The 21,224-nt window shown below is 63.1% G+C and carries 19 protein-coding genes and 1 pseudogene; 13 read left to right on the forward strand and 7 right to left on the reverse strand.

Annotated elements, in window-relative coordinates; all coding sequences use genetic code 11:
- Window positions 1–17: 17 nt before the first annotated feature.
- A complete protein-coding gene (locus FFM81_RS07780; RefSeq protein ID WP_003564612.1) occupies window positions 18–1,040 on the reverse strand; it encodes an LLM class flavin-dependent oxidoreductase in 1,023 nt (340 codons plus the stop codon).
- A 338-nt stretch (window positions 1,041–1,378) separates the two neighbouring features.
- Between FFM81_RS07780 and FFM81_RS07785 the strand changes: the two genes are divergently transcribed.
- Window positions 1,379–2,020, forward strand: coding sequence for a metallophosphoesterase family protein (locus FFM81_RS07785; protein ID WP_025416531.1), 642 nt, complete (start codon window positions 1,379–1,381; stop codon window positions 2,018–2,020).
- Window positions 2,021–2,228: 208 nt separating this feature from the next.
- On the opposite strand, the gene FFM81_RS07790 is transcribed toward FFM81_RS07785, so the two are convergent.
- Window positions 2,229–2,573, reverse strand: a complete 345-nt coding sequence (locus FFM81_RS07790) for a hypothetical protein (protein ID WP_138385764.1) — start codon at window positions 2,571–2,573, stop codon at window positions 2,229–2,231.
- 5 nt (window positions 2,574–2,578) lie between these two features.
- Window positions 2,579–3,376: a DUF899 domain-containing protein gene (locus FFM81_RS07795; RefSeq protein ID WP_138385765.1), complete on the reverse strand. Its 798-nt coding sequence runs from the start codon at window positions 3,374–3,376 to the stop codon at window positions 2,579–2,581.
- A 114-nt stretch (window positions 3,377–3,490) separates the two neighbouring features.
- On the opposite strand from FFM81_RS07795, the gene FFM81_RS07800 reads away from it, so the two are divergent.
- The 3 genes from FFM81_RS07800 (at window position 3,491) to FFM81_RS07810 (ending at window position 6,493) form a co-directional block, all read left to right on the forward strand.
- Window positions 3,491–4,711, forward strand: a complete 1,221-nt coding sequence (locus FFM81_RS07800) for a hypothetical protein (protein ID WP_003564605.1) — start codon at window positions 3,491–3,493, stop codon at window positions 4,709–4,711.
- Between the two features lie 31 nt (window positions 4,712–4,742).
- Complete coding sequence (locus FFM81_RS07805; RefSeq protein WP_003564603.1) at window positions 4,743–5,375, forward strand: Vgb family protein; 633 nt, start codon at window positions 4,743–4,745, stop codon at window positions 5,373–5,375.
- A gap of 203 nt (window positions 5,376–5,578) precedes the next feature.
- Window positions 5,579–6,493 carry a phosphotriesterase family protein gene (locus FFM81_RS07810; protein ID WP_025416528.1) on the forward strand — a complete coding sequence of 305 codons (915 nt, stop codon included), beginning with the start codon at window positions 5,579–5,581 and terminating at the stop codon, window positions 6,491–6,493.
- 342 nt (window positions 6,494–6,835) lie between these two features.
- On the opposite strand, the gene FFM81_RS07815 is transcribed toward FFM81_RS07810, so the two are convergent.
- The gene (locus tag FFM81_RS07815) at window positions 6,836–7,372 is read right to left on the reverse strand and encodes a GNAT family N-acetyltransferase (RefSeq protein WP_003564598.1); all 537 of its coding nucleotides are present in this window, start codon (window positions 7,370–7,372) and stop codon (window positions 6,836–6,838) included.
- 132 nt (window positions 7,373–7,504) lie between these two features.
- On the opposite strand from FFM81_RS07815, the gene FFM81_RS07820 reads away from it, so the two are divergent.
- Both FFM81_RS07820 and FFM81_RS07825 read left to right on the forward strand, forming a co-directional pair.
- Window positions 7,505–9,196 carry a sensor histidine kinase gene (locus FFM81_RS07820; protein WP_003564596.1) on the forward strand — a complete coding sequence of 564 codons (1,692 nt, stop codon included), beginning with the start codon at window positions 7,505–7,507 and terminating at the stop codon, window positions 9,194–9,196.
- 10 nt (window positions 9,197–9,206) lie between these two features.
- Window positions 9,207–9,608 (forward strand): response regulator, encoded by a 402-nt coding sequence (locus FFM81_RS07825; RefSeq protein WP_003564594.1) that lies wholly within the window; start codon window positions 9,207–9,209, stop codon window positions 9,606–9,608.
- A gap of 21 nt (window positions 9,609–9,629) precedes the next feature.
- On the opposite strand, the gene FFM81_RS07830 is transcribed toward FFM81_RS07825, so the two are convergent.
- A complete protein-coding gene (locus FFM81_RS07830) occupies window positions 9,630–11,048 on the reverse strand; it encodes an aminotransferase-like domain-containing protein (RefSeq protein WP_138385766.1) in 1,419 nt (472 codons plus the stop codon).
- 90 nt (window positions 11,049–11,138) lie between these two features.
- Between FFM81_RS07830 and FFM81_RS07835 the strand changes: the two genes are divergently transcribed.
- Both FFM81_RS07835 and FFM81_RS07840 read left to right on the forward strand, forming a co-directional pair.
- Window positions 11,139–12,002: a DMT family transporter gene (locus tag FFM81_RS07835; protein WP_138385767.1), complete on the forward strand. Its 864-nt coding sequence runs from the start codon at window positions 11,139–11,141 to the stop codon at window positions 12,000–12,002.
- A 171-nt stretch (window positions 12,003–12,173) separates the two neighbouring features.
- Window positions 12,174–12,623 (forward strand): DUF4168 domain-containing protein, encoded by a 450-nt coding sequence (locus FFM81_RS07840; protein WP_003564588.1) that lies wholly within the window; start codon window positions 12,174–12,176, stop codon window positions 12,621–12,623.
- Between the two features lie 78 nt (window positions 12,624–12,701).
- Here FFM81_RS07840 and FFM81_RS07845 read toward each other — a convergent pair whose 3' ends face one another.
- Both FFM81_RS07845 and FFM81_RS07850 read right to left on the reverse strand, forming a co-directional pair.
- Complete coding sequence (locus FFM81_RS07845; protein WP_138385768.1) at window positions 12,702–13,088, reverse strand: cupin domain-containing protein; 387 nt, start codon at window positions 13,086–13,088, stop codon at window positions 12,702–12,704.
- A 111-nt stretch (window positions 13,089–13,199) separates the two neighbouring features.
- The gene (locus FFM81_RS07850) at window positions 13,200–14,411 is read right to left on the reverse strand and encodes an ROK family protein (protein WP_138385769.1); all 1,212 of its coding nucleotides are present in this window, start codon (window positions 14,409–14,411) and stop codon (window positions 13,200–13,202) included.
- A 193-nt stretch (window positions 14,412–14,604) separates the two neighbouring features.
- Here FFM81_RS07850 and FFM81_RS07855 point away from each other — a divergent pair, with 193 nt between their 5' ends.
- From FFM81_RS07855 to FFM81_RS07875, 5 genes and pseudogenes are all read left to right on the forward strand, one after another.
- A complete protein-coding gene (locus FFM81_RS07855; RefSeq protein ID WP_138385770.1) occupies window positions 14,605–15,879 on the forward strand; it encodes an ABC transporter substrate-binding protein in 1,275 nt (424 codons plus the stop codon).
- A gap of 135 nt (window positions 15,880–16,014) precedes the next feature.
- Window positions 16,015–16,899, forward strand: coding sequence for a carbohydrate ABC transporter permease (locus FFM81_RS07860; protein ID WP_025416523.1), 885 nt, complete (start codon window positions 16,015–16,017; stop codon window positions 16,897–16,899).
- Window positions 16,899–17,750: a carbohydrate ABC transporter permease gene (locus tag FFM81_RS07865; protein ID WP_138385771.1), complete on the forward strand. Its 852-nt coding sequence runs from the start codon at window positions 16,899–16,901 to the stop codon at window positions 17,748–17,750. Before FFM81_RS07860 ends, FFM81_RS07865 begins: the two co-directional genes overlap by 1 nt.
- Before the next feature lie 40 nt (window positions 17,751–17,790).
- Window positions 17,791–18,935 (forward strand): annotated as a pseudogene (locus FFM81_RS07870) (ABC transporter ATP-binding protein).
- Window positions 18,936–18,953: 18 nt separating this feature from the next.
- A complete protein-coding gene (locus tag FFM81_RS07875; protein ID WP_138385772.1) occupies window positions 18,954–21,086 on the forward strand; it encodes a beta-galactosidase in 2,133 nt (710 codons plus the stop codon).
- Window positions 21,087–21,224 lie beyond the last annotated feature (138 nt).

A 21,224-nucleotide genomic window follows, 5' to 3' on the forward strand; every position in this document is an offset into this window, starting at 1 on the left:
TGCCACCGGCCGGCGCGTCAGCGCCAGCCAAGCGCCGGGGCGACGTGGGTCAGAATTGCCTCGATGACATGGGCGTTGTAGGCGACGCCGAGCTGGTTGGGGACGGTGAGCAGCAGCGTGTCGGCCTCGGCGATCGCCTCGTCTTCGGCAAGCTGCCGGATCAGAACGTCGGGTTCGGCGGCATAGCTGCGGCCGAAGATTGCCCGGGTCTTCTCGTCGATGAAACCGATCTTGTCGTCCTCGTCGTTGCCATAGCCGAAATAGGCGCGATCGCGGTCGTCGACCAGTGCGAAGATGCTGCGGCTGACCGAAACGCGCGGCTGTCGCGTGTGACCGGCTGCCTTCCACGCCTCGCGATAAGCGCGGATCTGCTCGGCCTGCTGGACGTGGAACGGCTCTCCCGTCTCGTCGTCCTTCAGCGTCGAACTCTGCAGGTTCATGCCGAGCTTGGCCGCCCAGACAGCGGTGGCATTGGAGCTTGCGCCCCACCAGATCCGCTCGCGCAGCCCCTCCGAATGCGGCTCGAGACGCAGCAGGCCGGGCGGGTTCGGAAACATCGGCCGCGGGTTTGGCTTGGCAAAACCGTCGCCGCGCAGGATCTCGAGAAAGACTTCGGCGTGGTGGCGGGCCATGTCTGCCTCGCTCTGGCCTTCGGGCGGAGCGTAGCCGAAATGGCGCCAGCCATCGATCACCTGTTCCGGCGAGCCGCGGCTGATGCCGAGCTGCAACCGGCCGCCGGCGATAAGATCGGCGGCACCGGCATCCTCGGCCATATAAAGCGGGTTCTCGTAGCGCATGTCGATGACCGCGGTGCCGATCTCGATCCGGCTGGTTCTTGCGCCGACGGCCGATAGCAGCGGGAAGGGTGCGGCCAGCTGACGGGCGAAATGATGCACCCGGAAATACGCCCCGTCGGCTCCGAGCTCCTCGGCCGCGACCGCAAGGTCGATCGATTGCAGCAGCGCATCGGCCGCCGAGCGCGTCTGCGACTGAGGCGAGGGCGTCCAGTGCCCGAACGAGAGGAAACCGATCTTCTTCATGTCGCGCCTTTTCCGTTGCATCTTATGGTGGATGGGTCATGGCATAGTTTTGGGCAGGAAGACAATCGGAAGCGGGTGGGTGTAGCGTATCACTTATCCGGCATTTAGGCGCTATCTTGCCGCCCAGCCGTGAACGTATCGCGTGAACATCCCAACGCCATTTTCTGTGACAGTCACAGGAGAGGGTGGGCGGGCGGACGTTCGCGACGGTCCATATGCGAACTCAAGCCAAAGGCGAGGCAATCGCTGTAAGTGCCGGGAAATGAGTCAGATTTCTCTCAGATCCGCCGCGGTGGTCCTGACTTCACCTTGCTTACGACAGGCGCTAAAAGGGAGATATGCGCTACACATTCGCCATAGGCGATATTCACGGCTGCGTCGATCCGCTGAACAGGATGATCGATCAGATCGAGGCTTATGCGTCTGAAGGCACGGTCGTCTTCCTTGGCGACTATGTCGATCGCGGGCCTGACAGCAAAAGTGTCCTCGACCGGATCATTGCCGGCCCCTGGGGCCAGTGGTCGTGGATCTGCCTCAAAGGCAATCATGAAGATATGATGGCCGCTGCCTATGCCGACAGCGACAACAGAGCCCAATGGCTCGGCAATGGCGGGCTGGAAACCGAAATATCCTATGGCGGCAGGGTTCCGCACGAGCATCTGCGATGGGCGGCCGATCGTCCGTTGCTGCATGTCGATCAGCATCGCATCTTCGTCCATGCCGGTGTCGACCCGGCATTTCCATTGGAACAGCAGAGTGCGGGCGATCTTCTTTGGATCCGGTTTCCTCCCGGTTTGTCTGAAGACTATTGGGGCAAACACCTCGTCCACGGCCATACACCGTCACTGTCCAACCCGGTGACGACAGGAAACCGCACCAACATCGACAGCGCCTGCGTCTTCGGCGGCAAGCTCTCGTGCGCGGTCTTCGATGATGATGTTGCCGGCGGGCCGATCGGGTTTATCGAGGTGAGGGCGTGAACTTGGGTCCGCCTGCAGGGAGATAATGCCGGAGACGGCTGAGGGGCGGTGCTGCTGAGCGGGCAAGCCTATCGCCCCGCCATGACTCTTCAGCAGAAAGTTCGGCGAGAACGCCATCCCAATCTCCGTCATTCCTGTGACATCCCTCGGGCAAAGCCCTGAGGCCACCGGAATGACGGAGAGATGTGGCGGCGTCATTATCGAAGACTCAGGCCCGCCAGCCGGCGGCGAGCCGCAGCCAGGGCGTCAGATGGAAGCCGCTCATCAGCAGATACATCGGTACCATTCCGCCGATCGGGAAGTTATCCGGCGTCGTGGTGCAGATCATGTCAGCGCTGCCGGTCGCAACCGTCAGCAGCGCCATGAGCGCGAACGTCGGGGCGGCGGCGAGCGCCAGCCGGTCGGCAGCGCGGGCGGCGATCCGGCCGGTCGGGCTAGCCATGCTCCCGCTCGATTTACCGGCGGATCCGTCGTCGGCGGCGGCCAGCGACAGCCATTCGGCGGCGTTGAGGGCAGCCTTGCCGTCGCCTCTCTCAGGGGTTTGAAGCAACATCGGCATCACTCCTTGCCGTACCGGTCGTGATGGCGCCACCAGATTCCGGTTTCGTTGCGGCCCTTCGGTGCGCGGTCGAGCCATTGGTACATGCCCCAGAGGCCGTCCAACCCGCGCGCATAGCTGGAATAACTGTGGTAGACGGCGCCGTCGATGAGTTCGAAGGCGCTGACGCCCGGGCGGTCGCGGGTGTAGGTCATGATATCGGTGCCGGTCATGGCGGCGATTTGGGCGACCGGGCCTTCTCCCTTAGGCTGCTGCCATTGCTGCACGATTTGGCCGGCGACCGGTTCGGGGGCGGGCGGTTCGCGGCGATAGTTATATTCTATACCGCCCTGACGCTGGTCTTCGGCGCTGAACCAGACGCTGAAATCGGCGTTGAAATCGCTGCCGTCCGAGGAGGCCCAGGGAAAGCTCCAGTCCATGCGCCGCTTGAAGGCCTCAAGTTTTTCAAGCGGCGCCCGCGAGACCGCCCAGAAGGCGACGTCGTGGTTTTCCAGATGGACGAAGACGCCGTTGAAGCCGTCGGCGATCGAGGAGCAGGAGGGGCATCCCGCACTGTAATCCGGCCCGAACATGAAGTGATAGATCAGAAGCTGCGAGCGCCCGCCGAAGAGATCCTTCAGCGAGGCACCGCCGCCTTCGGTGTCGAAACGGTATTGCTTGTCGATCCTGACGCGGGGCAGTTGCTGGCGTTTGACCGCCAGCGCGTCGCTCCGCCGTGTCAGTTCCTTTTCTTCCTTAAGCAGATCGAGCCTTGCTGCCAGCCACTGCTGGCGCGTCGCATTCGGTATTGCCGTCATGGGTCTTCTCCTTTGCCTGTCTCTCGTCGTAGCATCCGGCTCGGTTGCGGCCGTTGAACGAAGACTACGGCCGGGTAGCGAAATGGCGGGAGTGACAAGTGTGACGGGATTTGAATGGACTCGCTGATCACAGCAGCGGCGCGGGCGCTGGCAACGGGTGACGCGCTCGGCGCGCTGAAGCGGGTGGCGCTGCGCGACGATGCGCCGGCGCTTGCGCTGCGCGGTATTGCGATGGCGCAGCTTGGCGACCTCGCGCGCGCCAAGGCCCTGTTGAAGAGTGCGGCGCGCGCCTTCGGGCCGCGGGAGGCGGTGGCGCGGGCGCGTTGCGTGGTCGCCGAGGCCGAGATCGCACTCGTCTCGCGTGATCTCATCTGGCCGCCGAAGGCGTTGGAAGCGGCGCGCAGGGTGCTGGAAGCGCATGGCGACAGGATCAATGCCGCCCATGCGGGCAACGTCGCCATTCGCAGGCTGGTGCTGATCGGCCGCCTCGACGAGGCCGAGCGCGCGCTCGCAGCCCTCGATCCGACACCGTTGCCGCCGGCGCTGCGGGCCGCCCACGAGCTGGTGACGGCCGGCATCGCCGTCCGGCGCCTGCAGACGCAGGCAGCTCGCAGCGCCCTCGATCGGGCAAGGCTCGCGGCGCGCGCGGCCGCTATCCCCGCTTTGACGGCGGAGGTCGAAACTGCCGCGCTGGTGCTCGACACCCCGGCGGCACGGCTGATGTCGCACGGAGAGGAACACCCGCTGCTGCTCGCCGAGGTGGAGGCGCTGCTTTCCTCCGGCACGCTTGTCGTCGATGCCTGCCGCCATGTGATGTGGAGTGCGGGCGCCGCCGTTTCGCTGGCGACGCGGCCAGTGCTGTTTGCACTTGCCCGCACGCTGGCCGAAGCCTGGCCCGGGGATGCGGCAAGAGGCACGCTAATAACGCGCGCCTTCCGCGGCAAACATGCCGATGAATCGCATCGCGCGCGGCTGCGGGTCGAGATCGGCCGGCTGCGCGCTGAACTGCGGGGACTGGCGGAGGTTTCGGCGACGAAGCGCGGTTTTGCGCTTTCGCCGTGCGGCGCCGGGGAAATTGCCGTTCTGGCGCCACTCGTCGAGGGGTCTCATGGAGCGGTGCTGGCGTTTCTGGCCGACGGAGAGGCATGGTCGAGTTCGGCTTTGGCGATCGCGCTCGGGGCCAGCTCCCGCACCGTGCAGCGCGCGCTGGATTCGCTGGCCGGTGCCGGCAAGGTGCAATCGCTGGGGCGTGGGCGGGCACGGCGTTGGATGAGCCCGCCGCTGTCGGGTTTCCCGACGATCTTGTTACTCCCCGGACCGCTACCGAGCGATTAGGATGGCCCGAATTGTAATAGGGAAGGAAAAGATGAAAAAATCAGCTGCGAATATCCTGCGTGAATATGGGCCTTTTCCTGGCACTGACCGCGTCAATGGCGTTACCTTCGACGGCGAGCACATTTGGTTTGCCTCGGGTGACAGGCTGAACGCGCTTGATCCCGAAAGCGGTGAGGTGGTGCGCTCGGTTGAGGTCGCGTCTCATGCCGGAACTGCCTTCGACGGCGAGTTTCTCTACCAGATCGCCGAGGATGTCATTCACAAGGTCGACCCGAAGACCGGCCGCATCCTGGCCACGATCCCGGCGCCCGGCAATGGCGGCGATTCCGGCCTTGCCTGGGCCGAAGGCACGCTCTGGGTCGGCCAGCACCGCGGCCGCAGGATCCATCAGATCGATCCGGAGACCGGCAAGATCCTGCGCACCATCGAATCCAACCGCGTCGTGACGGGCGTCACCTGGGTCGACGGCCAGCTCTGGCACGGCACCTGGGAGGGCGACGACAGCGACGTCAGGCGCATCGACCCCGAAACCGGAGAAGTGCTGGAGCGGCTCGACATGCCCGAAGGCACCGGTGTCTCGGGCCTCGAATCCGACGGCGGCGACTGCTTCTTCTGCGGTGGCGGCGGCAGCGGCAAGATCCGCGCCATCAGCCGGCCGAAGTAGATGCGGCCGATGCGGCATAACTCTCCCATGCGATAGTCAGCGCGCCAAGAAACCGGCTCCCAAATTGTTGGCATCTATGTCCCAGTTGTCAGAATTTCGATCGGGTGAGCGATTGATTTCCTGACCTGACAATCTAGTTTGGCGGCAGTGTCGAGGCTTCGGTGTCGGCCTGGACGCAAAGCTGGCGTGACCGGGGGAAGACTTTGAAATATCTGCGCACGACGCTCGGGCCCAAGAGCAAACCCGAACTTGGAATGATCCTGCCGCACGAGCACGTCTTCGTCGACCTCAGGACACCCGACCAGCCCGGTTATGCGGAAGCAGAAACCGAAGACGTGGTTCGGTTGATGGCGCCTGAAATCGAGCGCATCAAGAAGCTCGGGGTCACGGCACTGGTCGAATGTTCGACGGGCGGCGTCGGACGCCGTGCGGATATCGATCTTGCCGTATCACTGGCGACGGATTTTCCGATCGTCGTTCCCACCGGCAATTACCGTGAACCCTGGATTCCCGAATGGGTCCGCCATGCGTCCGAGCGGGAGCTGGAGGCGTGGATGCTGCGCGAGCTGACGGAGCAGATCGACGAGATCGGGTTCCAGGCAGGCTGGATCAAGCTCAGCGCCGGTGATGACGGCATGACGGCGCTCGAGACGAAAATCCTGCGGGCAGCGGCGCGCGCCGCGGCGCAGACGGACGCCGTCATCGGCAGTCATACGATCAGGGGACGGGTCGTCATGGATCAGCTCGATGTCATCGAGGCGGAAGGCTATCGGGCCGACAGGTTCATCTCCATTCACACGCAGGAAGAAAAAGACTTCGCCTATAATCTTGCCGTTGCCCAGCGAGGTGCCTGGATCGAGTATGACCATGTCGGCCGGGCCGGGGACGACGAGGTGGCCGAGCTGGTGATCAGGGCGCTGGAGGCTGGTTGCGGCGACCGCCTGTTGTTGAGCCATGACCGGGGCTGGTACGATCCGGCGCTGCCGATGGGCGGGACACCCAAGCCCTACACCCATCTTTCCACGGTCCTGCTGCCCGAGTTAAGACGGCGAGGCGTGGACGACGGGACCCTGATGCGCCTGACCCACGACAATCCGTTCGAGGCTTTCGCCCGATAGGAGCAGGCCGGGCGAAAGAAGCCTGACGGCATGACGTGTTTCCCAAGAAGCGCGATGATCACTTCGTGAGCGGGGCGTCCTAAACGGTGCCCACGGCTTGCTCGAAATCCCTTTAACCGATTGCGCACATCTCGGCTCCGCCGAGCGGAGCTCACCGAGGATGCCGTGGGACCGGCCAAATGCCCGATCGTTAAAACGACGAAAGTGTTCGTGCCTGCTGCCAGGTTCGCGATTCACTCGATCAGAAGCCCGTTCGCTGACCCCTAAGGATAGGTTTCTGAGCGCTGCGCCGATCCAATTGATTGCCGCGCTATTGTCCAAAAACGCTGACGATACTCCGATTTATGCTGGCCCATCCTCTTCGAACAAAAGCGCCATGCCGATCGCATCGATGAACCGGCCGTCGATACGCGCGGCGCGGCGGATTATGCCCTCGCGCACGAACCCCGTTTTTTCATAGAGGGCGAGCGCCCGGAGATTGTCCTGGTAAACATCGAGTTCGACCCTGATAAAGCCGGCCTCCTGCGCGGCTCTCAACGTCGTCTCGATGAGCTTTCGTCCAAGACCCTGGCCGCGATAGGCGGGAAGGATCCCCATTCCAAGCTTGCCGCGATGGGCGTGCGACGGGAAGAAATGCCGGTCGATGTCGCACCAGCCGACGACCTCGTCTTGCGCGATAGCCACGAATTGCGGATTGCCTTTTGCAATCATGCCCATCACGAATGCGCGTGTCTCCGGCAGCGGCGTTGCTTCCAGCATGGACAGGTATTTTTTCTCCCGCGCAACGACGTCGAGCGCACGATGAAAGCTGTCGATATGGGCAGCAGCGATTGGTTCGATCCTGATGCCTGACGTATCCGACGATGCGGCGGCGTCCATGCGCTTCTCCTTCGACGAGTCGCGACTGCCTTCGGAGGCCTGCCGCGGACTTCAGGGGAGCGTATAATTCACGCTCCGTCAACCTTTGCGTGTCAATTTCTCGGCAGCGGGCGCCATCAAAAGGTTGCAGAATTGAAGGTCAGGCTAACATCCCACATTACCTTCGTCTTGGTGACACTCACCTGCGCGGCGGCTGTATTGCTGTGCGGATTTGCGTGGCTCGCCGCCATAAAGGTCGATGATCTCTCGCTGCGCCGGCAGGCCGATTTTGTCGGCCAAGGATTGGAAGAGCAGATCGCGGCGCTTCCCCGCGAACAGGAGAGCATTGCCAAATGGGACGACGCCTTTCTTTATGCCAAGCAGCGGAACCATGAATGGCTGCTCGACAATGTCGGCCTGTGGACGAGCCGGTATTTCGGGCACGACAGGACCTATATCTTTGACGATACCAATCGCCTGATGTTTGCGTTCCGCGACGGCGCGGACGCCGTGCCGCCGCGGCTTGGCAGCGACGACAGCCAGGAAATGACCGCGCTCGCCGGAGCGATGCGCGCAGTTCTTGTCGAGCAGGCTGCAAAGCCCGGCACCAAACCGCTTGGTCAATTGGCGACGGTTCGCACGATCATGATCGGCAATCGGCCGGCGATCGCAAGCGCGCGGCCCATTCTGCCGAGCTCGGCCAGAATGCAGATCGACGCAGGCCAGGAGTTCATTGCCGTCTCGGTCAAGTTCATCGATGGAAAAGCCGTCGAAAGCATCGCCCATTATGCGCGCCTCGAAGGCTTGCATTTCGCGCTGAAAAGTAACGGCGAGCGGGCCGAAGTGCCGGTCTCGTCCCATGACGGCGGCACGATCGGCTATCTCGTCTGGCCGCCGATCCTGCCCGGATTCATGCTGCTTCAACAAATCGCGCCGGCTGGGCTTGGCTGCCTGGCGCTGCTGATCGCTGTCGTCTTCTGGCTCGGACGCGGTCTGCATCGCACCTCGCTGACCCTGCTGGACAGCCAGGCCGAACTCACCCACCACCGCAACCACCTGGAAGAAATGGTGGCCGATCGAACGGCCGAGATCGAACGGCAGAGAGAGGAGCTGGACCGGCTGCTGGTGCACGAACGCCAGGTGAATGCGCTCCAGCGCCAGTTCGTCGCCATGGCCTCGCACGAGTTTCGCACGCCGCTCGCCATCATCGACGCCGCCGCGCAGCGGCTCTGCCGCTCGACCACCAATGTCAGCGGCGATTACGTTCACGAAAAAGCCGGCGTGATCCGCAGCGCGGTGGTGCGCATGGTCGACCTGATGGAAAGCATCCTCGCCAGCGGCAGGCTCGAAACCGGGATTACCCTGAAGCGCAGCGAAGGCGATCTGAAAGCCTTGCTCGTCACCTGCTGCGACAGACAGCGCCAGCTCAGTCGTGCGCATCTGTTCCACCTCGATCTCGAGCCCATACCCGAGAGCTTGACGTTCGACCGCAGCGCGATGGAACAGGTGTTCACCAACCTGATGTCGAACGCCGTCAAATATTCGCCAAACGCGCCCGACATTCATGTTCGCGCCCGAGCTGACGAGAAGACGCTGGAGATCGCCATCTCCGACAGCGGCATCGGCATGGATGCGGAGGATCTGCCGAAACTGTTCCAGCCCTATTATCGCGCCCGCAGCGCGACGGGCATTGCCGGAACCGGCATCGGCCTCAATGTCGTCAAGCAGGTCATCGAACTGCATGGCGGCACCGTCGAGGTGACGAGCGCGCTCGGCAAGGGCACAACATTCACCATTCGTCTGCCAATAGGCTCTCTATTGTCGGATCAACACGTCGCAGCTTAGGGAAAAGCTTATGGTTACAGTCCTGTGCATAGAAGATGAAGTCGAGATCCGGAACCTCCTCGTCGAAGAGTTGGGCGAAGCCGGCTACAAGACGCTCGAGGCCTCGAACGGTGCCGAAGGTCTGGAAATGATCCTTTCGAAATGGCCCGACATCGTCATCAGCGATGTTTCCATGCCTGTTATGGATGGCCACCAGCTGCTGGCCGAAATTCAGATCAACCACCCCGAGTTCTCCAACATCCCCTTCATCCTGCTGACGGCGCTGACCGATCGGGAAAATACGCTCGCCGGCCTTCGTGGCGGCGCGGCGGACTATCTGACCAAGCCGCTCGATTTCGATCTGCTGCTCGCCAAGCTCGAAGGCTGCGTGACCCGCCTCGAAAACGACAAGGCGGTCAATCGGTCGTTTTGATGGGTGGTGGTGCTGCAAGCCTTATCGTGCGACCTTCAACACATCCCCCAGCACCTCGAATACCCGCGTATCCAGCGTCTGCGACACATTGAATCGCATGAAATTGGTCGCCGATTGCGACAGGCTGAAGGCATTGCCGGGCGCCAGCACGATCCGCTTTTCCAGCGCGGCCCGCGCCACGTCGGCCGCATCGATGCCATCGGGCAGGCGGCACCACAGGAACATTCCGGCCTGCGGCTCAAGCCATGGCACTATCCCCAAGCCCTTCAGCCTCGTCGAGACCTCGCTCATCGCCCGGGAGAGCCGCTGTCGGAGCGTCTCCACATGTTTGCGGTAGCCGCCGTCGCTCAAGACGTTGAGCACCAGCTCCGCCGTCAGCCGGCCGCCGCCGAAGGAGGTGGCGATCTTGAGGTCGGTCAGGCCGTCGATCCATTCCGGTTTTGCGGCAACGAAGCCGCAGCGGGCCGAGGCCGAAAGCGTCTTCGAAAAGCTGCCGATATGGATGACCCGCTCGAGCCCGTCGAAGGCCGCCAGGCGCGGCGCCGGCGTATATTCGAAATCGGCGAAGATATCGTCCTCGATGATGGTGAGGTCGAACTGCTCGGCGAGTTTCAGAAGCCGATGGGCCGTCACCGGGGACAGCGTTGCGCCTGTCGGATTGTGGATGGCTGAGTTGGTGATGTAGAGCCGCGGCCGATGCTCTGCGACGACTTCAGCAAACAGCGCGATATCGGGACCGGAGGGCGTATAGGGGACGCTGACGATCTTTGCCCGGTGGGCACGCAGCAAAGCGTGGAAATTGAAATAGCAGGGATCGTCGACCAGCACTGTGTCGCCGGGTTCGAGCAGGAAACGGCAGAGCAGATCGATTGCCTGGGTGCCGGACTCGGCCAGCATGATCTGATCGGGGGAGGCTTCGATCCCGCGTTCGCCCATGCGCCTGGAAATCAGCTGGCGCAGTTGCGGCAGGCCGAGCGGCGAGCCGTAATCGGCAAGGGCGGCCCCCTCGGCGCGGGCAAGCGTTCTCAGCCCGCGGCGCATGCCTTCCCCGGGCAGCCACGCGGGCGGCAGCCAGCCGCAGCCGGGTTTCAGGTCGCTTTCCTCTGCCTCGAGCGATTGCCGCGATATCCAGAAGGGATCGACGGCGCGATCGAGCTTTGGCCCGGCCTCGGCAAGGGCAAAAGGCGCTGCCTGATTGGCGACGTAGAATCCCGAACCCGGCCTTGCCAGGATCGCGCCTTCGGCGACGAGGCGCTCATAGGCGTCGACGACGGTCGATGTCGACAGCTTCAGCGCCGCCGCCAGTCCCCGGACGGAAGGCAGCTTGGCGCCCGGCGTCAGGCTGCGCCCGGCGATGCGCTGGCGGATCGTCGCGACGACCATGTCGATGCGGGTGCGCGCCCCTGTGCCTTCATCCATCCGTATTGCTTCCTGCACCATAACAGTTTTGCAAAACCGTATCAGATTGTCCCTGTTATAACCAGCGATATCGGCCGATAAGGGGCAGCAGGACAAGGAGTGCAGCGCATCATGGACCGCATGGCATCGGGATGGATCAATGGTTTTATCGGCGTGCTGATCTTCAGCGGATCGCTGCCGGCCACGCGTGTGGCGGTGATGCAGTTCGATCCGGTCTTCCTGACCGTCGCGCGGGCAGCAATCGCCGGCATTCTGGCGCTCGGCCTGCTGATCGCCTTCCGCGAGAAGCGGCCGAGCCGACGCGATCTCATCTCCCTTGTCGTCGTGGCACTCGGCGTCGTGGTCGGCTTCCCGCTGCTGACGGCGCTGGCGCTACAGCATGTCACCTCGGCCCATTCCATCGTCTTCATCGGCCTGCTGCCGCTCTCGACGGCGATCTTCGGGGTGATCCGCGGCGGAGAACGGCCAAAGCCGGCCTTCTGGCTGTTCTCCGGCCTCGGCAGCGCGCTGGTGGCGGGCTTCGCCTTGACGCAGGGCCTGACGGCATCACCGGTCGGCGACATGTTGATGCTGGCGGCGATCGTCGTCTGCGGCCTCGGTTATGCCGAAGGCGGCAGGCTGTCGCGCACGCTCGGCGGCTGGCAGGTGATTTCCTGGGCACTGGTGCTGTCGCTGCCGGTGATGGTCGCGGTGGCATTTCTTTACCGGCCGGCGAGCTTGGCGGGAATCGAACCGCCGGCGCTCATCGGTCTTGCCTATGTCTCGCTGTTCTCGATGCTGATCGGCTTCATCTTCTGGTATCGCGGCCTGTCGCAAGGCGGCATCGCCGCCGTCGGCCAGCTGCAGCTGCTGCAGCCGTTTTTCGGCCTGGCGCTTGCCGCAACCCTGCTGCACGAACCGGTCACGTGGATCATGCTTGCCGTCACGATTGCCGTTATTCTCTGCGTGGCCGGGGCGCGCAGGTTTGCGCGGTAGGGTTGAGTTTTGGTCACAAAGTCGCCGCTCAATTGTCAGAAAATGGCCCCATTACCGCCGCACCGAGCCCTTTTCCGGCTTCATCGTCGCGGCCTCGCCAGCCTTTTTGAGCGCTGAGCGATCGACCGAGGCGGCCTTGCTGCCGTCCAAATCACCGGAAAAGGAATGAAAATGATCACTCGTTACACATCCCTCGCAACGATGACCGCCGCGGTGTTCAGCCTGCTTGCCTTCAGTTCGGCATCCGCGACCGAGCTTGCCCAGGCGCAAGCCCAGCCGCCGGCACAGGGCCAGGCGCCGATGCAGGGGCAGAGCGGCGGCAGCGGTGCGGCCGCCCCGGTCAGCGATCAGAAGCTGGAAGCCTTTGCCGTTGCCTATCTGCAGGTCGATAAGGTCCGCCAGCAATATTCGGCCAAGATCGACGCAACCAAGGACCAGGCTGCGAAGCAGAAGCTGCAGGAAGAAGCCAAGAAGCAGATGGTCGACACCGTCCAAGCCTCCAACGACATCTCCGTCGAGGAATATTCTTCGATCCTGACGGCCGCCCAGAGCGACCCGGCGCTCGCCAAGAAGGTTCTGGAAAAGATCGGCACCCCACCGCCGGCGCAGCAGCAGCAGTAACAGCCTGCGCGCTTCTGCATAATCCTTAGTTGGAACGAAGGGGCGGGCGCTTGCCGCGCGCCCCGATCTGAGTTGGCGTTACTTGACCGGCACGACCAGCGCCTCGCCTTGGCGGACGATGTAAGTTGCCAGTTCCGAAGCCTTGCCGCTGCCGATATTCTTGGCCGAGTGGACGACGCCGGAGGGGATGAACAGGGATTGGCCGGCTTGAAGGGTCACGGGCTGTCTGCCTTCGAGCTGGTATTCCAGCGTTCCCTCGATGACGAAGGCGATCTCCTCGCCGGGGTGGGCGTGTTTCGGCGCGAGAACGCCGGGGGCGAAATCGACCCGCACCTGAACGGCCTCGTGGCCGGCCACATCGATATCATTCTTGATGAGATCAGTGCGTTGCAACGGCTGTTCCGCCTGTGCCGTCGCCGCGCCGCCGAGAGCAAGGGCGAGCACTATCGCCTGGATCATTTTCATTATGTCATCCTTCCTGAATTGATCGTTCCGGCTCATTGGCCGCATCGCCATTTCAGTCGATGATTGAACCTGGGATGTGTCGGGAAACCGGTATTTTTGTAAGCGAATGTATCAAGCCGCCGACGTCGAACCCCTCACGTCAAGCGTCGCAATATCCGTCACCCCGCCCGATGACTCGAAGTCGAAGATCTTCTGCGTCACCAGCGCCGCCGCGCCGCGGGCCCAGGAATTGTCCTCCCAATCGGGCAGCAGCGGCGGGGCGGTGCGGAAGGTTCGGGCGGAAAGCGCTTCGCGCAGCGGCGTCAGGAAAGGCTCGCCGAGCGAGACGGCTTCGCCGCCGGCGACGATGACTTCGGGGTCGGTGATGTTGACGAGATTGGCCAGCGCCGTGCCGATGCCGCGGCCGGAATCTCCGACGAGGGCGGTGGCGGTGGCGTCGCCTGCGGCGAGGGCTTCGCGGAGTTGGGGCAGGCCGAGTTCCTCGCCGCGGCCGGTCGCTTCGCGCCAGCGGCGCAGCATCGACAGTTCCGAGTGATAGGCCATCAGACAGCCGCGTTTGCCGCATTCGCAGAGCCGGCCGTTCTCCTCGAACAGCGTGTGGCCGAATTTACCGGCGGCACCATTGGCGCCGCGATAGAGCTTGCCGTCGATGACGAGCGCGCAGCTGATGCCGACGCCGACGGCGAGCACCGCCATGTTGCGGTGCTGGCGGCCGAGGCCGAAGAGCTGCTGGGCGATGGCATAGGCGTTAGTGTCGTCTTCCAGCCAGACCGGCACATGGACGCGGGCAGCCAGCAGCGCGGCGAGGGGCACGTTGTTCCAGCTGAAGCGGTGGCTGCGCACGCAGGCCGTCTGTTCGTGATTGATGACGCCGGGCATGGAGATGCCGATGCCGGCCAGTTTCGCCTTCGGCCGGCCGGCGAGCTTCAGCAGTTCGGGCACTGTGCTAGCCAGGAGGTCGGCAACATAATCCGGGTCGTGACCGGTAAGGCTGACCCGCATGGCGGCGACCGGGTTGGTGGCGAGGTCGGTTGCCACGCACTCCAGCGAATCCACCATCAGCTTGAAGCCGATGGCGAGCGCATGCTCGTAATTGATCTCGACCGGGATCGGCCGGCGGCCGGCGAGCCCCGGCACCGACTGTCCCTCGATGACGATGCCTTCCTCCAGCAGGTCTGAAATAACAAAGGTGACGGCGGCCGGGCTGAGGCCAATCACCGTCGCGATGTCGGCGCGGCTTCTCGGCCCCTCGCGCCGGAGCAGGTTGAGGATGAGGCGTCGGTTCATGGCTCGCGCCGTGGTCTGGTCGCCTTTGAGCTTCACGATGCATTCCTTAATTTTGTAAATTAATTATTGCGGGCTGCAAAGATCTATGCATAAGTTCGGCCGCGGATCAACTCAGCCAGGCGGATTATCGCCGGAATTGCGGGTGATCGCCGCGTTGAAAACCTGGTCGGTCGTTTCATGGAGGAGGCGGCGGTCGGGAGATGTCGATCGATCAACTGGGAGGAACTCAATGACATTTTTGAAGCAATTTCCGTCGACCACCCGCAGGCGCTTCCTGAAGGGCGCGGGCCTGGTTTCCGCAGCCGCCGTCACCGGCAGCTTCCCGATCCCGGCGATCGCGCAGGCGCAGGAGGTCACGATGATCTCCGACGAAAACAATGCAGCCGCGCTCGACGCGCTGAGGGCGATTGCCGCGGGCTTCAGCAAGGAAGCCGGCGTCAAAGTCGTCATCAACAATATGGACCATGAGGCCCACAAGACGGCGATCCGCAACTATCTCGTCGCCGGCGCCCCTGACGTCTGCTCCTGGTTTTCCGGCAACCGCATGCGCGCCTTCGTCAAGCGCGGCCTGTTCGACGATATCTCCGATCTCGTCGAGAAGGAGAAATACAAGGACGTGCTCGGCGCGACCATCGGCGCCGTCACCGAAGACGGCAAACAATACGGCCTGCCCACCGGCGGCACGCTCTGGGGCATGTTCTACCGCAAGGATGTGTTCGAGCAGCATGGCCTGACGGTGCCGAAGACCGCCGAGGAATTCATGGCCTATGGCGACAAGTGCAAGGCGGCCGGGATCACCCCGGTTGCGATGGGCACCAAGGAATTGTGGCCGGCGGCCGGCTGGTTCGACCAGATGAACCTGCGCATCAATGGTCTCGACAAGCATATGGCGCTGATGAACGGCGAAATGAGCTACCTCGATCCGGCGCTCACCCCGGTCTTCGACCAGTGGGAAGCGATGATTTCAAAGGGCTTCTTCACGCCCAACCACACCTCTTTCGGCTGGCAGGAGGCCGCAGCCCTGCTGGCGCAGAAGAAAGCCGGCATGATGAACCTCGGCGCCTTCCTGCGTTCGGCCTTCACCGAAGCGGACCTGCCGCAGGTGGCTTACGCGACCTTCCCGGTGCTCGACGCCAAGGTCGGCCATTTCGAGGAGTTTTCGGTCAATTCGATCCACATTCCCGCCAAGGCCAAGAACAAGCAGGGCGCCCGCGAATTCCTCGCCTATTTCTATCGCCCGGAAAACCTGGCCACTTATCTCGAGCCGGGCGGCAACGTGCCGCCGCGCAACGACCTGCCTGCGAGTAAGGATCCGCTCGTCAATATCGCCGTCGAGACGATGAAGACGGTGCAGGGCACCTCGCAATATTACGACCGCGACAGCGACCCCGACATGGCCCAGGCCGGCCTCGTCGGCTTCCAGGAGTTCATGGCCAAGCCGGATCGGCGCAAGGCGATCCTCACGCGGCTCGAGGGCACGCGGAAGCGGATTTACAAAATCTAGGGGCTCTCCCAGAGGGGCAGGTCGATCTGCTCCTGTCCCGGGGAGTGGGGCACGTCTCCACTCCCCGGGGAAAAGGCTTGATGCCCGGGCAGCCGGAGCAGGCATGCCTGCTTCTGTCACGACGAGGTTTTCCAAATGCAGACATTATGGCGCCGCCAGCGGTGGTGGCTGACCCCGACCTTGCTCATCGCACCGGCAATCCTGCTGTTTTCCACCGTCATCCTGCTGTCGGCGGTGCGCAGCGTCTGGATCAGCCTGCACGAGTGGGATGGCTTCGGGCCGATGGTGTGGATCGGGCTCGGCAATTACGTCGAGCTCTATAACGATCCGCAATTCTACGTGTCGCTGAAGAACAACCTGATCTGGCTTGTGATGTTCATGGCAGCACCGCCGATCGGGCTCGCCATCGCGCTGCTGGTCAATCAGAAAATTCGCGGCATGCGCTTCCTGAAGTCGCTGTTCTTCATTCCGCTGGTGCTCGCCTCGGTCACCGTCGGGGTCGTCTTCACCTGGGTCTATACGCCGGAGTTCGGGCTGCTGGCGCTGATTTTCAAGGCCTTCGGGGCGACGGCGCCGGCGGTTCTTTCCGACGAGCATTTCGTCACCTTCGCCATCGTCATCGCCGCTCTCTGGCCGCAGGTCACCTTCTGCATGGTGCTCTATCTCGCCGGCCTCAACAATTTGAGCGAAGAGCTGATCGGCGCCGGCCGTGTCGATGGGGCGCGCGGCTGGAACATGCTCTGGCACATCGTGCTGCCGCAACTGACCCAGGTGACCTTCATTGCCATTGCCGTCACCGTCGTTGGGGCCCTGCGCTCCTTCGACATGGTGTCGGTCATGACGAATGGCGGGCCGTTCGGCTCCTCCTCTGTTCTCGCCTACCAGATGTATGAACAATCGATCTTCTCCTACCGCTTCGGCTATGGCGCGGCGATCGCCTCCGTGCTGTTCGTGATCATGTCCGCCTTCATCGTCTGGTATCTCAGCCGCATCATCCGCACCGAAGAGAGGGGAGGCTGATGTATCCTCGTCCCATTCCCGAGACCGCCATCTGGCAGCGCCGCCTCTATGTGCTCGCCGTTGTCATCGTGCTGCTGCTCTGGCTCTGCCCCCTGTTTGCCATCATTCTCACCTCCTTCCGCACCACCGAGGATGTCATGGGCGGCAATCTGTGGGGATGGCCGACCGGCATCGGCGTCATCGTCAATTATACCGATGTCTTCACGCAGACGCCGATGGCCCGCTACTTCCTCAACAGCCTGATCATCACCATTCCCTCGGTGATCGGCGTGCTGGCGCTCTCGACACTCGCCGGCTACGTGCTGTCGCGCTACCGCTTTCGCGGCAATATGCTGATCTTTGCGCTGTTCGTCGGCGGCAATTTCCTGCCGCATCAAATCATGATGATCCCGGTGCGCGACCTGATGGTGCAGTTGGATCTGATCGATACCACCGCGGCGCTGATCATCTTTCACGTCGCCTTCCAGACCGGCTTTGCGACGCTGTTCATGCGCAATTTCATCGCCGCACTGCCGGATGAATTGTTCCAGGCGGCCCGGGCCGAGGGTGCCTCTCCCTTCCAGACGCTCATCCATGTGGCGATCCCGCTGGTGCGGCCGGCACTCGCTGCCCTTGCCATCCTGATCTTCACCTTCATCTGGAACGATTATTTCTGGGCGGTGGTGCTGACCGTCAGCGACAGCGTCAAGCCGGTCACGGCAGGCCTGGCCAATCTTCGCGGCGAATGGGTCTCGGCCTGGAACCTGATTTCCGCAGGCACCATCGTCGTCGCCGTGCCGCCCGTTGTGATGTTCTTCCTGATGCAGCGGCACTTCATCGCCGGCCTGACCATGGGGGCGGTGAAGGGATGAACAATCGGCAGTCTCAAGTTTCAACAGAAGAGAGCCAGACATGACCAGTCTCGAACTCCGTGAGATCAACAAGAACTATGGCGCCTATCATGCGCTGCGCGGCATCGACCTTTCGGTCGCGCAAGGCGAGTTCATCGTCATGGTCGGTCCCTCCGGCTGCGGCAAGTCCACGCTGCTGAAATCGATCGCCGGCCTGGAGCAGATTTCCTCCGGCCAGATCCTGATCAACGGCCGCGACGTCAGCAAACAGGAGCCGGGCGATCGCGGCATCGCCATGGTCTTCCAGTCCTACGCGCTCTATCCGCACATGACGGTGGCGGAGAATATGGGCTTCGGGCTCAGGATGGCCAAGCGCCCGAAGGCCGAGATCGAGGCGGCGGTGGCGCGCGCCGCCAAAATCCTCAGGATTGCCGACCAGCTCGACAAGCGGCCGAAGCAGCTTTCCGGCGGCCAGCGCCAGCGCGTGGCGATCGGCCGGGCGATCACCCGCTCGCCCGAGGTCTTCCTGTTCGACGAGCCGCTGTCCAACCTCGATGCGGCGCTCAGAACCCAGATGCGTGTCGAGCTCAGCAGCCTGCATGCCGAACTCGGCGCCACCATGGTCTATGTCACCCACGACCAGGTGGAGGCGATGACCATGGCAAGCCGCATCGTCGTCTTGAACCAGGGGATCATCGAGCAGGTCGGCTCGCCGCTGGAGCTCTACCGCAACCCCGACAATCTCTTCGTCGCCGGTTTCCTCGGCGCGCCGCGCATGAATTTCCTCGGCGTCACCGTCGATGGCGTCTCCGGCCGCAATGTCATGGTCTCCGCCCCGGGCCTCGTGCCGGTGACGGTGGAACTGGCGGAGGCGACGGCGCTGCCGAAAGGCGCCAGCATGACGCTCGGCGTCCGGCCGGAAAACATATCGATGGTCGCCGATGGCGGCGAGGGCGGGGCGATCCACGGCCAGGTCCGGCTCGTCGAGCATCTCGGCCGCGAACCATCCTCTATGTCGATGCCGGCAATCTCAGCACCATCGCCTCGGAGAGCGGCACCGGCAATATCACGGTGCAGCTCAGCTACGTCGCGCCCTTTACCGCCGAACAGAACGTCGCGCTGAAGCTCGACGCCCGGGAACTCTATCTCTTTTCATCCGATGGCGGACGCACGCTCAGCGCCCGCAAAACCATCCTCGACAGATAATCACAGGAAACCGCAACCGTGTCCGACAAGACCCTCTCCGCATGGAACCCCGTCAAGACTGACCGCTTCCTGGTCGGCGTGCCGCATTATCCCGAGCATGTCGATGAAAGCTATTGGGAGCGCGATGCCGAGCGCATGGCGAAAGCCGGCTTCAATGTCGTGCGCATGGCCGAATTCGCCTGGCACATTCTCGAACCCAGGCTCGGCACCTATGATTTCGATCTCTTCGACCGCGCCATAGCAATCCTCGGGCGCCACGGCATCGATACGATCATGTGCACGCCGACCGCGACCCCGCCGCGCTGGCTGACGGCAGCGCACCCTGAAATTTTAAGGGTCGATGGCAAGGGCCGGCCGATGAGCCACGGCTCGCGCCAGCACTGCGACACGGCAAGCCCCGTCCTCCGCGAGCACAGTAAGCGCATCACCCGGGCGATGGCCGAGCATTACCGCGGCAATCCCCATGTTGTGGGATGGCAGACCGACAATGAGCTGAACACCAGCATGCCGGAGAGCTTTTCGCAGGCGACGCTCAGCGAATTCCAGGCCTTCCTCGCCGATAAATACCGCGAGATATCAAAGCTCAACGCCGCCTGGGGCGGCGATTTCTGGGCGACGGCCTATGACAGTTTCGACCAGGTGGTGCTGCCGATCGAATTCGGCCCGACCTTCCCGAGCCCCGGCCATCTGCAGGATTATCATCGCTTCCTCGCCTTTTCGACGGCGCGCTTCCAGCACGATCAGGTCGAGATCCTGCGCGCGGTCAAATCCTCCTGGTTCGTCTTCCACAATCTCGGCGGCCTCAGGGATATCGATTTCCGCGGCCAGTTCAGCAAGGATCTCGATTTCGTCGGCTACGACATCTATCCGATGCTCTATGACGAGTTCATGCGGCTCGGCAACCACGCCAAGGTGCAGGCGCTGCACCTCGATATCTGCCGCGGCTTCTCCGGCAATTACATCGTGCCCGAGCAGCAATCGGGCTTCGGCAGCCAGCCGGGCTTTTGCACGCTGACGCCGGAGCCGGGCGAACTGCGCCGCATGGCGCTCTCCTCGGTTGCCCACGGTGCGGACGGGTTGATGTTCTTCCGCTGGCGCCCGGCCCATTTCGGCGCCGAGATCTATTGGATGGGCCTCATCGACCATGACGATATCGGCCGCCATCGTTATGAAGAGGCCATGCGCTTCGCGACCGAGATGACGGCGCTGCAGCCGAAGATCCTCGGCACCTATGTCCGCATGGATGTCGGCATCGCCGGCTCCGATTTCGACAATCAGGAGGCCCACAAGACCTATCCGATCGGCCTGCCGAGCCCGCAGGACGATGCGATCCTGCTGCATCAGCACTGCTATGACAGGGGCATCGCCTGCGGCTTCATCCATCCGGAGGACGATCTTTCCAGGCTGAAACTCTTCTATATCCCCCATTGGGTGATGTGGAAGGACGAATGGACGGCGAGGCTCGAAGCCTTCGCCGCATCCGGCGGCACCGTCGTGATCGGCGCGCGCACCGGCACCCGCAACGAAGACAACCATGTCATCCGAGAAACCGCGCCCGGCACCGCGCTTTCCAGACTAACCGGCGTGCGCGTCGAAGATTTCGGCCGTCTCGCAGCCCCGGGCGCCAACGGCCTCTTCGACGTGATGGAGCGCTCCGGCGGCCTTGTCATCCCGCCGAACAAGCCGGCCGAAAGCCACCGCCGCGTCCGCCGCTTCAAGATCGGCGACCGCGAAATGGCCGCCGGCCATTTCTACGAAAACCTCACTATCGCCCCCGATGTCGAGGTGATCGCCGCCTGGTCCAACCGCTACGCCGAAGGCCAGCCGATGGCGACCTCCCGCAAGATCGGCAAGGGGCAGGTGGTCTATCTCGGCACTTACCTCACGCCTGATTTGACCGAGGCGCTGACGGAGCGGCTGTTCGCACCCGCCGGCATCGAGCCGCTGGTCGGCGAGCTGCCGGAAGGTGTGGAGGTGACGATGCGGATGAACGACGAGCGGCGGCTGCTGTTTGTGCAGAATTATATGGATCAGGCTGTGACGGTGGGTGGGGTGCCTGCCGGGCGGGATTTGCTGGATGAGGAGAGGCCGGTGGCGGGGAGGCTGGAGCTCGCGGGGTATGGTTGTGCAATTGTGGAGTTGGAGGGGTGAGGGGGCGGGGCGGCGCCAACCATGAAGAACGGTGTCGCGCGCGTTCTTGATGCGCGAATGTCTGTAGAGAGTTATAGCTCCGGTGGTAGATCAAATCGAAATAGCATTGGGATCTGATGGAATTCGTCGATTTCAACC

The sequence above is a fragment of the Rhizobium hidalgonense genome, from assembly GCF_005862185.2.
GTDB classification, from domain to species: Bacteria; Pseudomonadota; Alphaproteobacteria; order Rhizobiales; family Rhizobiaceae; genus Rhizobium; species Rhizobium hidalgonense.